Annotated in this window: 12 protein-coding genes and 3 pseudogenes; 6 read left to right on the top strand and 9 right to left on the bottom strand. The window is 66.3% G+C overall.

The genetic code is table 11. The features are described from left to right. Nucleotides 1-163 precede the first annotated feature (163 nt). Nucleotides 164-763 carry a hypothetical protein gene (locus tag ACZ4V1_RS35560; protein ID WP_468345223.1) on the top strand — a complete coding sequence of 200 codons (600 nt, stop codon included), beginning with the start codon at nt 164-166 and terminating at the stop codon, nt 761-763. A 1-nt stretch (nt 764) separates the two neighbouring features. Here ACZ4V1_RS35560 and ACZ4V1_RS35565 read toward each other — a convergent pair whose 3' ends face one another. The 3 genes from ACZ4V1_RS35565 to ACZ4V1_RS35575 form a co-directional block, all read right to left on the bottom strand. Further along, on the bottom strand, nt 765-1,505 hold the full coding sequence (locus ACZ4V1_RS35565; protein WP_468345225.1) for an NUDIX domain-containing protein: 741 nt from the start codon (nt 1,503-1,505) through the stop codon (nt 765-767). Nucleotides 1,506-1,856: 351 nt separating this feature from the next. After that, nucleotides 1,857-2,411 (bottom strand): GNAT family N-acetyltransferase, encoded by a 555-nt coding sequence (locus ACZ4V1_RS35570; RefSeq protein ID WP_468345228.1) that lies wholly within the window; start codon nt 2,409-2,411, stop codon nt 1,857-1,859. A 105-nt stretch (nt 2,412-2,516) separates the two neighbouring features. Beyond that, a complete protein-coding gene (locus tag ACZ4V1_RS35575; protein ID WP_468345232.1) occupies nt 2,517-2,897 on the bottom strand; it encodes a hypothetical protein in 381 nt (126 codons plus the stop codon). 167 nt (nt 2,898-3,064) lie between these two features. Between ACZ4V1_RS35575 and ACZ4V1_RS35580 the strand changes: the two genes are divergently transcribed. Then, entirely contained in the window at nt 3,065-3,505 is a 441-nt protein-coding gene (locus ACZ4V1_RS35580) for a hypothetical protein (RefSeq protein WP_468345235.1), read from the top strand. Nucleotides 3,506-3,519: 14 nt separating this feature from the next. Here the strand turns inward: ACZ4V1_RS35580 and ACZ4V1_RS35585 are convergent, their stop codons facing one another. Both ACZ4V1_RS35585 and ACZ4V1_RS35590 read right to left on the bottom strand, forming a co-directional pair. Beyond that, nucleotides 3,520-3,858: a hypothetical protein gene (locus ACZ4V1_RS35585; RefSeq protein ID WP_468345238.1), complete on the bottom strand. Its 339-nt coding sequence runs from the start codon at nt 3,856-3,858 to the stop codon at nt 3,520-3,522. A 17-nt stretch (nt 3,859-3,875) separates the two neighbouring features. Beyond that, nucleotides 3,876-4,067, bottom strand: a pseudogene (locus ACZ4V1_RS35590) (transposase family protein); the annotation flags it as partial. 5 nt (nt 4,068-4,072) lie between these two features. On the opposite strand from ACZ4V1_RS35590, the pseudogene ACZ4V1_RS35595 reads away from it, so the two are divergent. Then, nucleotides 4,073-4,666, top strand: a pseudogene (locus ACZ4V1_RS35595) (transposase). Between the two features lie 101 nt (nt 4,667-4,767). Here ACZ4V1_RS35595 and ACZ4V1_RS35600 read toward each other — a convergent pair. Continuing rightward, nucleotides 4,768-5,283: pseudogene (locus ACZ4V1_RS35600) on the bottom strand (IS701 family transposase); the annotation flags it as partial. Nucleotides 5,284-6,024: 741 nt separating this feature from the next. Here ACZ4V1_RS35600 and ACZ4V1_RS35605 point away from each other — a divergent pair. Continuing rightward, on the top strand, nt 6,025-6,438 hold the full coding sequence (locus ACZ4V1_RS35605) for a hypothetical protein (protein WP_468345241.1): 414 nt from the start codon (nt 6,025-6,027) through the stop codon (nt 6,436-6,438). A gap of 108 nt (nt 6,439-6,546) precedes the next feature. Further along, nucleotides 6,547-7,119, top strand: a complete 573-nt coding sequence (locus ACZ4V1_RS35610) for a VanZ family protein (protein ID WP_468345244.1) — start codon at nt 6,547-6,549, stop codon at nt 7,117-7,119. A gap of 93 nt (nt 7,120-7,212) precedes the next feature. Here the strand turns inward: ACZ4V1_RS35610 and ACZ4V1_RS35615 are convergent. Then, nucleotides 7,213-8,081 (bottom strand): IS5 family transposase gene (locus tag ACZ4V1_RS35615; protein WP_468345247.1). Its coding sequence is split into 2 segments (ribosomal slippage): nt 7,213-7,667 and nt 7,667-8,081, totalling 870 coding nucleotides; the frame shifts between segments, so codons are not numbered across the junction. Nucleotides 8,082-8,103: 22 nt separating this feature from the next. On the opposite strand from ACZ4V1_RS35615, the gene ACZ4V1_RS35620 reads away from it, so the two are divergent. Beyond that, nucleotides 8,104-9,243, top strand: coding sequence for an RHS repeat-associated core domain-containing protein (locus tag ACZ4V1_RS35620; protein WP_468345250.1), 1,140 nt, complete (start codon nt 8,104-8,106; stop codon nt 9,241-9,243). Nucleotides 9,244-10,221: 978 nt separating this feature from the next. Here the strand turns inward: ACZ4V1_RS35620 and ACZ4V1_RS35625 are convergent. Together ACZ4V1_RS35625 and ACZ4V1_RS35630 are read right to left on the bottom strand one after the other, a co-directional pair. After that, the gene (locus tag ACZ4V1_RS35625; protein WP_468345253.1) at nt 10,222-10,818 is read right to left on the bottom strand and encodes a hypothetical protein; all 597 of its coding nucleotides are present in this window, start codon (nt 10,816-10,818) and stop codon (nt 10,222-10,224) included. A 269-nt stretch (nt 10,819-11,087) separates the two neighbouring features. Next, nucleotides 11,088-11,399, bottom strand: coding sequence for a hypothetical protein (locus ACZ4V1_RS35630; protein WP_468345256.1), 312 nt, complete (start codon nt 11,397-11,399; stop codon nt 11,088-11,090). Nucleotides 11,400-12,003 lie beyond the last annotated feature (604 nt).

Below are 12,003 nucleotides of genomic sequence, written 5' to 3' on the forward strand. Positions count from 1 at the left end.
CCACTCGCTACGACAAGACCCGCGAGTCCTACCAAGCCGCCGTCACCATCGCCTCAATCCTGCTCTGGATCTGACCTTTGAAGACGATCTCTAGTACCTCCAGTCCTACGCCCTGGCCGCCGAATCCGGTCTGCGCGGGCACGACGGATTCGTAATGCGCACGATGGCCATGCAAGGCCTCAAACTCCACCGCCCCGAACACTGCCTGGGCCTGGCCGAGACCGGCCTGAACCGGGCCAAGGGCAGAGTGGACGCCCAGACCGAAGCCCTCTTCCGCGTCGTGCACGCCCACACCCTGGCCAAAATCGGCCGGCACCGTGCAGCGCTGGCCGAGGCCGATCACGCCCGCACCCTGCTGACCGGCGCCCCCGGCGACGAGGTGCCGTTCTGGGCACTGGCCTGGGGCCCGCCGGCGGCGTCGGTGTACTCCCGCACCGCCAAGGTCCACGAGACCGTGGGCGACCACCAAGCCGCCGCCGAGCAATACGCGCTGGCCGCCACCGCACGCCCGGCCGACACCTACGCGCGCATCGTCGCCCTGGACCTGGTCGCGGGCGCAGAAATGCACCTCAAGCGCGGCAGCATCGAGCAGGCCTGCCTCACGTGGCACAAGGCCATCGACCACATGGGCGGTGTCCGCTCCGTCCGCACCCGCAAGGCGGTCTCCCGCATGCGCAGCGACCTCAGGAGGTTTAGGGCCCGGGGCCTGCGGTGCGTGGTCGAGCTCGACGAACGGGGACGGGACTTCCTCGCCGGCGCATGACTTAGCGCTGTTCGAAGAAGCGGCGGACGATCGGCTTCAGATAATCCGCGTGCGGGCCGTCCAGACCGGCCAGTTCGTCTGGTGAGCCCACCGGCACGAAGGTGTCGAGTTCGGGTTCGCGGCCCTGGCTGCGCTCGGCTGCCGCTGCAGCGGTGAAGTGAGCGTGCAGCGTTGCCTCGGGAAGGGCTGGGGCCAGGTATGTCAGTCCGACACTGCCGTTTTCACCTCGGGTGACAACCCACAGCTCAAGGTCCTCCGCAGCCGCGGCGACTCCCAGTTCCTCGGCCAGCTCGCGTGCGGCCTGCCAGGCCAGTGCCGCGTCGTCCAGCACTGCCCCGTCCTGGGGAGGCTCCACAGAACCACCTGGTAGCTGCCAACGGCCTGGCGCGGCCGTCGAGGTCGACATCCTCGCCGCCAGCACGCGGCCATCGTCTGTCGGCTGAACCACGTTCACGAACAGCGAGGGCAGTGCGGTGGCGCCGGGAACGCGACGCAGGGCGTAGTGCCGGTAGGTCACACGCACCCATGAAAGGCGCAGGACGCCTGGGCCAGTCCGCTCCAGCTCCCCGCACGCCACCGCAGGCCCGTCAAAGAGGGTGGGGTTGGCCTTGACCGCCATGTCCCACACCCGGTCGCGGGCCGCGGCGTCCTGGGGCGGCAGCGGTGGCTCCGCAGCTTCGGTGAGCAGGAGCCGTTCAACGTCGAAGAGGTCAATGCCCACGGGGGGCAGTGTCTCGGTCACTGGTCCATCCTAGAACCCGCGCTGCGGCGACACGGCCGAGTCGGAACACATCGGCAGCTGAACGGCAGACAGCCACGGTCGTTGCCCAGAGGGCCGGGGTGACCTCGTGCGTCGAGGCGATCGCTCGCACACAGAGCAGGTCCGGCCTACCGCAAGTGCGGCCGGGGCGGGCATGTGTGGAGGATCGTCTGCGGCGGTTTTCCCTGTCAAGTCGATCTGTTCAGCTTCCTGAGCTCCTGACTCGCCGGTGAGAAGCCACAGGGCTTGCTCCGGACTCAGCCGGAACAGGCCCACGTATCTAATCGCTGTTGCCAGACCGGCAGCAGCGACATCGACGCTCTTGGTGCAAGCTCATTCGCTCATCGAGTGCAGTTGGGCGAACTCGTCAGCGAGGATGCCCATCATGACGAGATCGTGGTGCTGACCGGCGAAGAACACATGATCGCGGAGGCGGCCCTCCTCGATGAAGCCGAGCCGACGTTGAAGTGTCAACGATGCCTCATTGTGTGCGAAGATCCGCGCTCCGCACTTGTGATATCGCCGCTCAGCGAACATGAAGCGCAGCAGCATCACCGCAGCTTCTGCCGCGTAGCCTTTGCGTCGATGTTCAGCGCCAATCGTGACGCCGTACTCGAACCAGCCCGCACGTGGATCAGCGTGGTGGGAGCCCACAGCACCGGCGATCTTCCCTGTGCCGACGTCTTCGATAGCCAACTGGAAGCAGTCGCCGTCGGGCTTAGCGGTGGCCTGCTCCTTCACCCAAGCACGGAAGCCTTCGGCGGAACGGGGTGGGTTGAGCAGGTCTCCCAACCGCTCCTCGTCCTCGGCGAAGCGCATGAACGCGCTCCAGTCGTCGGGCTCGATACCGCGCAGGCGTACCCGTTTACCAGTCCAGAACGATGCCATCCCCTATTTGATCACGCTGCAGCGCGTGAGATCCAGGCTTTCGCGGACCTCTTAGGCAGCCTTTGAACTGGCATTTTGAGGCTACCAGCCACTCATTACGCCCTCTCAGGTCTTCGAGCCGGGGAACGCGATTACGTTGCCGGAGACGGGTCCGGTTTCTGCTTGATTATGGCTTTCGTGAGCGAGCACGGTGAGGGTGAGCGTTGTCATAGAGCACGATGCCGTCCCGGGCAAGGAACTTGGCGGCTTTCTTCGCGAACATCCCTGGACGATGCGGTCCTCGAAGCGGGGCGTCGTGGCGGCTGCGGTGAGGGCGCGGCGTGCGGCGGGACCGCAGACCTTCTCACCGGCGGCAACTCTGTCGCGTAGCCGGGCGGCGATGTCGGCTGCGGCGAGGGCGGTCTCAACGTCGAGGGCGCTGTGGATACCGCTGCGGCTGCGGGCGCCGTAGCCGCTGGAGGTGCGGGCATTCAGGACGGTGCGCATGTGGCCGTACCTGGCCACCCGGCGCTTGGCCCAGACGTTCCTGCGCTGGTGCATGAAGACGAGCCGGATGTCCCGCCTCACCCTGCCACCCCAGGCCATCGACCAGGACCAAGCGCCGCTGCACCGCCATCGCCGACTCTCTGCCCCTGCGGGCCCGGATCGCCGCCGTGCTCGTTCTCCTCTACACGCAATCCGTCACCCGCATCGTCCGCCTCCCGGTCGACGACGTCCTCGACGACGGGGCCACCGTCGCCATCCGGCTGGGAGATCCGCCGTCCCCGCTCCCAGAGCCCGTCGCGGACCTCGTGCGGGCCTACATCCAGTCCCGCCAGCACCTGCCCTACGCCAGCAGCAGAAGCTCACAGTGGCTCTTCCCCGGCCGCCAGCCGGGACAGCCAATGAACCCGGTCAGCCTCCAAGGCCATCTGCGGGAGATCGGCGTCCCGCCGCAGCGCGGAAGGACCTCCGCGATCCGACAACTCGTCCTCCAGGCCCCGGCCCCCGTCATCGCGAAGGCCCTCGGTTACCACGACAAGACAGCCACCCGCCTGGTCACCGAAGCCGGAGGCACCTGGTCCCGATACGCCCCTGGCGACCACTCACGGTGACGTCAGGATTGACCTCACTGAGTCCAGTTGTGGAAGCGCGCCCGCTTGGGACCGCACGCGCCGTCTGCGAGGGCCTTGTCGTATGCGCGCTGTACGGCGGCGTCGGTTTCGGCCTTCGGCGCATACATGGGGATGTAGGCCCCGGAGTAGACGACGCACGACGAGTCGTCGACCGGCCACAGCGCCCACGAACTGAACGCGACCACGGCGGCCATCACTGTGAGCACGGCTGTGACGCGGCGGCGCGGCGTGGAGAGAAGACGGGATATCACCAGCGGATAGTACGGAACGGCGCACAGGCGGCGGACGACCGGATTCCTGTGCCAGCAGATCATGGCCTCTTCACCGACCACACACGGTGACACCACGACCAGGGACCACCGCCCTGGTAGGCGAGGTCGGCCAGGATGGAAGCGCCCTGGCGCTCGCACATGCGGCTGATCCGATGGGTGCGGGCAGCGGTCAGGTCGTGAGCTCGGCCTGGCAGCGTGGGTGAGAGCCACAGCAGTCGGCCGCCGGGATCGGTGATCACCGGCACGTTCACCCCATGCCGGCGATGCTCTGGGTATGGGAAGCCGCCAGTCGCAACCGTGGATTGTGTCAGATGAACTGTGGTCGCTGATCGAGCCGTTGCTGCCGGGGCCCGGTCCGAAGAAGACCGAGGGTAGACCGCGGGTGCCGGACCGGCAGGCCCTGTGCGGGATCCTCTTCGTCCTGCACACCGGCAACCAGTGGGAGTACCTGCCCCAGGAACTCGGCTTCGGCTCGGGCCTGACCTGCTGGCGGCGCCTTGCGGCCTGGTACGAGGCCGGCGTCTGGGGCCAGCTCCACCAGCTGCTGCTGAACGAGCCCGCCGTCGCGGGCCAGGTCGGCAGACCCCGCCGGCGCCCCGACGCGCTGCTGGGCGACCGCGGTTACGACCACGACAGGTACCGCCGCCTGCTCTGGCAGCGCGGGATCCGCCCCGTGATCGCGAGACGGGACGAGCCACACGGCACTGGCCTGGGCATCTTCCGCTACGTAGTCGAGCGAACGATCGCCTGGCTCCACGGCTCCCGCCGCCTGCGCATCCGCTGGGAATGACGCGACGACATCCACGAAGCATTCCTCGGCCTCGCCGTCTGCCTGATCGCCCACCGTCACGTTCGGCGCCTTTGTTAGGACCTCTTAGTACTCCAGCAGCGGTTCGTGTCCTGAACTGCGTTTTCGGTAGTGGCAGCGGCGGGCGATGGCTTGGCGGTGTCTTCTCCAGGCCGACCAGTTCAGTGCGTGGATGACGGGATCGCGGTCGGCTCGTGGACGGGGCAGGAGAGCGTCCAGGAGTCGCCGGATCTCTGCCACGGTGAGCGGGACGGGGGCTGATTCGTTTCTGCAGCCCCCCCGCTCGCTTCGCCGTCGGCCTGCGCTGCGAGTGCGGTCAGGACGGCGTGGGCGAGCATGGACAGGGTGATGTGCCGGTACCAGCCGATGTAGCGGCGGACCTCGTACTCGTCCAGACCGCACTCGTTCTTCGCGGCCTGGAAGCACTCCTCGATCGCCCAGCGGGAGCCGGCAATACGGACCAGTTCCGCAAGCTCGATGCCGACGGGTGCGTGGGCGAGGTGGTAGGCGATTTCGCCGGGGTCGGAGAGGCTGCGGCGGGCCATCACCCAGCGGTGATGGGTCGGCGGATCCGGATCGAAGATCAGGTTGGCGGGAAGCTTGGCCGCGGCCCAGTCGTAGACCCGCGGACCTTTTGCCCCCTCGCCGCAGGACAGCCGCTGCCAGGCATCGCCGGGTGCTTCCTCTGATTCTGCAGGCGTCACCGGCGCCGAGCTGATCGCGCACAGCATGGGCGGCTCCGTGGCCATCGTCCTAGGGTCCGTCTTCAAACAGATCTTGCCCAGCGCAGGAACGATGCGAGGGTGACCACCGCTGCGTAGGAAGTGACGGTCTTCTGGGCTCCTGTGTAAGCGAGGTATACGGCAACACCTGGAGTTCTCGATCCGGCCAACCGTGCCGGTGCACTGACGTTGGACCTCCGACGGTGTGGGCGACCTTCGCCAGGTCACCGGCCTCGTCGACGACCAGCACCGCGCCCCTGTCAGAGAGATGCTCGACGATGTAGTCGCGCGCGTCATCGCGGACCGTATCCGCGCCACAGGAGGTCTGGCACAGCGGATGCTGCATGCCGCGCCGGGGGCTGCCACCCGACCCACTCAGACATCGTCCAGGAGTTCTTGAGTGGCAGGTCCGGTAGCAGGTCCATCACCAAACGCCTGGCCCGTAGACGGGATTCGACCCAGGCGAAGCGACCCGAGACCCGACCCACAGCAGTTTGACGGAGCGCCCCCCGGGGAGGAGTGGCGCAGAGGGAAGGCCCGACGTGCGTAAATGCGCCCCGACCTCTGGCAGTTGACCGAAACTGCCCCCAGGCCAGTATTGACGCGTACCTGCCATAAATGATCGAGTTGATCTCGGCGGTGATCACTTGCACCAGGCGAGTGAATCGCTCACATGGCCTTCAGGAGGGGCCTCATATGAGAAGAGCTGCATCAGCTGTCGGGTTCGCGGTGGCGGCATTGGTGTTCGGGGTCGTCAGCCCTGCGAATGCCGGAACGCCTGGTGTCCAGGAGGTCGCGAAGTGCGGGAGCCTCAGCAACGGCGAAGTCTGCATCATCGGCCCGGACACCGGCAGGACCGGTACATACCGCACTGAGTACTGCAAGAGCAGTGGATCCGGCGATGTTTACGTGCAGCTTGGGTACCAAATAGCGTACGACGCCTCGGACTACAGTGATCTGTCGGCGCAGATCATGGACTCACCCCTCTACGGGGTGTGGGCGGGATCCTGCACGTCGTACTCCCGCCACCTCAACGTGAGCTCCGACAACTGCGTACGGGGAGTCATGAAGTGGCAGGACTACACCTACATCTCAAAGTGGTACTGCTGAGACTTCCGTGACCGCCCCTATTGGGGGTTGAGCGGAGGCGAGTGCGCAAGAGCGGCGCTTCGGTGAGCGGCCGTGCAATATGCTCCGCCGGAGCGAGAGGAGAGAGCCATGTGGCGCGTCATTCTGTATCTGACGCCGGTAACGGTGGCGACAGCGTTGTTGCTGACGGCTCTGGGGACGCTAGCGCTCCAGAGCGCCGCTACTCGTTGGCCCAGGACCGTTTGCCGCATCGGCTCTCTCGCGCTCGCTCTCTGGCTGATGCTAATCGCCGTGGCAACATTCACCGCCTCCGACGGCAGCACCGGCGGCAGTGGCGGCAGTCTCTGGCTGAGTCCGGGGATCGAAACGCTGAGAGCGGACAGCGCCTACGTCACTGCCTACGAAAAGGAGATGGTCGTGCGGCAGTGGGTGGCGAACGCGCTGATGTTCGTACCACTGCCCGTCCTACTGGCGACAGCACGCCCTCACTTCTCCGCAGCGAAGTGCCTCGGACTGTGTGCGGCGACGGCTGTCGTCGTCGAGTTCGTGCAATGGCTTGGGGGCAACGGACGCATCGTGGACCTCGATGATGTGCTCTTCAACTCCATCGGTGCAACCGTAGGCGTCGGCTTGAGCCTGGTGGCCTTCCTGCTGCTGAGGAGGCTCCGAGGTCGAAGGGCCGACGCCGCAGAGCGAGTGTGAGGGGCTCGACGTTGACTCTCGCATGACGGAACCGACGTCCTAAATACGCCGCGGGGCCGCGCCCTCGCCATCGATGAGCATTGGCGTCCGGCTTCAAACGGACTTTGCCCACAGCAGGAACGCTGTGAGGGTGACCGCAGCTTCGTAGGAAGTAGCGGTCTTCTCGTATCTGGTGGCGATCCCGCGGAAGCCCTTGAGCCGGTTGAAGCAGCGCTCGATCAAGTTGCGCCGCCGGTACGTCTTCCGATCGAACCCTGGCGGTCGGCCGCCGCGGCAACCGCGCCTCAGCCGGTGCCGTCGCTGATCGATCTTCTCGGGGATGGTGTGCGCAATGCCGCGTTTTCGCAAGTAGGCCCGGAAACCACGGGAGCTGTAAGCCTTGTCTGCGATGACCTGGTTGGGCCTGCCCCGCGGCCGGCCCGGGCCTGTGCGGGGGGGGGGAACACGGATACGTTCCAGTAGCGGGCGTGTGCAAAGGCTGTCGTGGCGTTGGCCGGGCGTCACCAGGATTGCGAGCGGCCGACCCTTGCCGTCGCAGGCGAGATGGATTTGCTGGTCAGTCCGCCTCGGGATCGGCCGAGGGCGTGATCGTCCGATTCGTCCTGCTGGTGCCACTCCCTTTTCCGGCCGGTGGCGGCGGCGTGCTGGTGGGCGCGGACGATGGTGGAGTCGATCTGGACCAGCCAGTCGATGTCGCCGGCAGCGTCGGCACTGGCCTGGATGTCCTGCAGGGCCCGTGTGAAAAATCCGTCGAGGGCATAGCGGTGGAAGCGGGTGTACACGGTCTTCCACGGGCCGTAGCGTTCCGGCAGGCCACGCCAGGAGATCCCGGTGCGGATCTTGTAGACCATCCCGTTGATGACCTGCCGGTCCTTCACGCGGGGCCGCCCCGTCGCGGCCCGCGGTATCAGCGGAGCGAGTAACTCCCACTCCTTATCAGTGAGTTCATGGCGATGTACCACGACACCATGATCTACCACCCGGGTGATCTTTGAAGACGGACCCTACGCCCACGGCGCCGAAACCATCGCCGTACGCACCAGCAGCGGCTTCTCCTTCCTCATCAACGACCACCAGGGCACAGCCACAGCAGCGGTCGCGATGACGACCCTCGGCGTCACCCGCCGCCAGCTTCCCTTCGGCCGGCTCCGCTCCGAACAGAGCGAGACCATACCCGGCCCCCGCGGCTTCGTCAGCGGCACCGAAGACCCCACCGGCCTCACCCACCTCGGCGCCCGCGAATACGACCCCACCCTCGGCACTTTCATCTCCGTCGACCCCCTCATCGACATCGACGACCCCCTCCAGATGAACGCCTACACCTACGCCAACAGCCGCCCCGTCACCGCATCCGACCCGGACGGCAAAATGATCTACGACGACTTCACCGGCCTCGGCTACGGCAACACCACGTCCATGAAACACGCCTACCAGAAGTGGGGCTACCGCGACAGCAGTGGCCACACCACTCAGAAATACAGAAACAAACTCTCAAAGCTCAACAGGAGCTACAGCAGATACTACAACTCCAGCTACTACAAAAAGCTGCAGGCAGACGCGAACGAGGCAGCGCGCAAGGCAGCGCAGGCCGAGAAGCGTAAAAAGGATGGAATCTTCAGTAAAATAAAGAAGGGTGGTAGTGCCGTCGGTGGATGGTTTGCCGACAAGGGGAAGAAGATCGCCCAGAGCTTCAGTGGTGACACCACAGGAATGTGCTTGAGTGGTTCAGCAGGTCTTGGATTCGGAGGAGCGGCATCCGTGTGTTTTGTCAGCACAAGGAGACCCGATGGAAAGACCGACTTCGGCTTCAGCTTGAGCAAGGGATCGGAGACACCGTCCGTCGGGCTAAACGCTGGTATCTCCTTTATGAGCAGCAACGCCACTGACTTCGAGCAGCTCCGAGGAGATGGCTGGGGCGGCACCCTCACCGCAGCATACGGTGTGGGTGCGACAATGAGCCACGAGAGAGCGATCGGTGCTACGAACAGTCGTGGTGAGTCAGTAGGTATCACCAGCGTTGGCCTGGTCGGAGGCGTGGGCGTCGAGGCAGGCGCAACCACCTCGCACGGTACGATGGTTGGTCGAATTGGCGATATGTATAATTCGATATTCGGTATGGGGTGAATCAGGTCGACGTGATTGAAATTGCAGGGCGTGGGCCCTTCCGAGATGAGCGTCGGGTGGCTTGTCGTCTCAGGGGTTTTGTTCCCTCTGGGGCTAGTCATCGTTTTCAACATCGCAGAGATGGCGGATCGGATTTTCTTGTTCCTGATGGATGTGGTCCCCGGGCCTACCGAAAGGGGCACTCCGAGGTCGATACGGTTCGCCGCCGGAGTTATAGCGTTCCTGTGTCTGGTCAGCTTGGTGGTCGAGATTCGGTGGGCCTCACCTGACGCGAGGACCAGGCGAGATCAGGGAGACGGCCACCAGGCTGTCTCCCTGATCGCGGGTCCGGGGTAGGACCCGATGAGGCGCTTCAGGTCCTTTGGCCGTTTACCTGCTCAGCCATTGTGAGCGGTCTGGAACGCATCGAGTGTGCTGGCGCTCGCGAGTGCTGGGCTCACCGAGGACCTGCAGCGCGTGGTGGATATTGCTGACGCTGGACATTCCGGCCATGCGCACGCTGGCCGCCGCGGCAGCCCGTAGCGTGGGCCTGCCGTCCGGTCACACCGGGCCTTCGACGGACGCTGTTGCTGTCCGGGAGGCGTGGCAAGTACGGGCCGGGTGGGCTGCGGCCAGGGGCCGCCGGCATCCTCGGCTACTGCGGGCGAAGACGGGATCTTGCTGGCCGTGCCCGGCGAGGCGCCCCTGGCCGGTGGCGGATCAGTCCTGCCCGATGGACGTCCGGCGTGGGACGTCGTCGGGTGTGAGGCCGGGGCGCGTGGCGCATCCGGGCGGCGTGGCGCCACCGCCTGGCCACGCGCGATGTCGACGCCGACCTCGGAGACCAGCTCCGGCTCCACCAGGGCGACGTCCGGCTTCCGGCGTCGACGGACAGTCCTGGGGGGAAGCCGTCCTACTTGACCTCCGCGGTGTGTCCGGCGGGGAGGTCAGGGCTGTCCACGGTCGTGCTGCGCGTCCGCTCGGGCAGGGTCCACGCTGTCACCTGGAGGCCTTCCCCGCGGCTGGGCCGGTGTCCGCCAACGTGGTGCCCGCTGGTTCGCCGTGGCTGACGGCGTTGTTCTGGTCGTCGTCGGGGTGGAGGTCGAGGAAGAGCCGTAGCCGTACGCCGGGTTCGCCGGGCTCGTGCGCCAACGACGCAGCCGCGCCCTGGTCGTTGGCGTACGCTTCACGCCGCTGCGCCGTCCAGCTGGAGGCGCCGCTGTCCCAGCTCTCCGCGAGCGGCACCATGTGGTCGATGTCCAGGCCGGAGGCCGAGGTGACCCACACCTGGTCGTAGTAGGACCACCAGCGCCCGCCCGACAGCCGGCACCGGGGCCCCACCACAGGCCGCTCGACAGCCTCCGTGATCAAGACTTCGTTCCGGGTGGAGCAGGCGTCGGACGGATTGTCACCACTGTTCCAGTGGCGGAAGGCATCACGGTCGTAGCCGTCACGGGACTCGGCATCGACGGGCAGGCGGGTGACGGCTTCGGCGACGGGGAGCGTCTGGGCCGCGTGGGCGGGTGGCGTGGACGCGGTGATGGACAGGACAGCGAGGAGCGCGGCGACCAGGCCGCGCAGCACAGAGGTGACCATGCACCGTTGATAGTGGCCAGCGACGGGGCGCGATCATCGGTTCGTCGCGTGCGCCGCCCGTGTGAGTGCAATGGTCATACTGGACAGCATCGACGCGGCCGTGATGGGTGCGGGTTAGGAGGCCAGCATCCGCCGGGGCCGGTGTTCAGACGAGCCGGGCGTCGTCCCCACTCCGGGCACCCACCGGGTCCCCTGCCATCGTCGGCTACCCCGGTGCCCCGCGGTCGATGGGCGCCGCGGCCCGGTCTCATGTGCAGGGGCGGCCGTCTCTATGCTGCCCGGTCCCAGTCTTCAGGGATGGTGTCCTCGTCGGGAGGGGGCTGTGTGGCCTTTTCGCGGGCGCGGATGACGGCCCAGGCCGGGACGAGCAGGCAGGTGAGGTACCAGGGCAGCGGCCAGACGCGGGACCACCATGGTGCTTGAGGGGCGAGTACGAGGTCGAGTGCGGCGGTGGTCATGCCGGCGGCGAGGCTCCAGCACGGCAGGCGTCCGGCCCACTGGACGGCCAGGGAGAGCCGGTGCACGGGGGAGTGGCGGCGGGTGAGGTGGGAGCAGGGCATGCGTCTGCCCAACGCGTTCATCGGTGGACGTCCTTCACAGCAGGGGCGGTTGCCGCGGGCTGGGGGGCCACGCATGCTGGGCGCCGTAAGTGTGCATCCCGTGAAGGTGACCGCGTGGGAACGCCTCATGTCCACCACACGCTCTGAGACGACTTCCCGGCCAGCCGTTACCCCGCCATGACCGGCGAAGACGCCGGGGAGGGTCTGTCCGACAGCTCAGAAAGCAGGTCTGAACCTGGCCGAAAGAGAACTGCCACTGACCGCAGACGTCCGCGAAATGAGTCAGGTCGGAGGATTCCGGTCAACATGCCCCTCGGAATCGACAACAGAAGCATCAATACAGCACAACGTGACGGGTAACTCACGTAGTAATAGCCCCATTTATTCGCCAGAAGTGGTGGGGCTGATTCCGGCCCGCATGGATGTGCCGTTCAGGGGGACGCCGCGCCGGTTTGTGTGCTTCTCGTGACAGCTTGTGTGCTACTGGTGACCGCTGGGGTTGCCGGGTCTGACTTCCTGTGGGGGAAGCCGATGCACTCGCGTGCTGCGCGCACGCCCATGTGGCGTGCCCGGAGAACACACAGAACCGCTCTCGTCTCGGCGATCACCACGGCCGCCGTGGTGA

The organism is Streptomyces sp. NPDC028991, from assembly GCF_055564775.1.

Coding starts and splice junctions, on each gene's coding strand:
- ACZ4V1_RS35560 (WP_468345223.1), top strand. CDS start 164: ATGGCCATGCAAGGCCTCAAACTCCACCGCCCCGAACACTGCCTGGGC.
- ACZ4V1_RS35570 (WP_468345228.1), bottom strand. CDS start 2,411: ATGGCATCGTTCTGGACTGGTAAACGGGTACGCCTGCGCGGTATCGAG.
- ACZ4V1_RS35575 (WP_468345232.1), bottom strand. CDS start 2,897: ATGCGCACCGTCCTGAATGCCCGCACCTCCAGCGGCTACGGCGCCCGC.
- ACZ4V1_RS35605 (WP_468345241.1), top strand. CDS start 6,025: ATGAGAAGAGCTGCATCAGCTGTCGGGTTCGCGGTGGCGGCATTGGTG.
- ACZ4V1_RS35610 (WP_468345244.1), top strand. CDS start 6,547: ATGTGGCGCGTCATTCTGTATCTGACGCCGGTAACGGTGGCGACAGCG.
- ACZ4V1_RS35625 (WP_468345253.1), bottom strand. CDS start 10,818: ATGGTCACCTCTGTGCTGCGCGGCCTGGTCGCCGCGCTCCTCGCTGTC.
- ACZ4V1_RS35630 (WP_468345256.1), bottom strand. CDS start 11,399: ATGAACGCGTTGGGCAGACGCATGCCCTGCTCCCACCTCACCCGCCGC.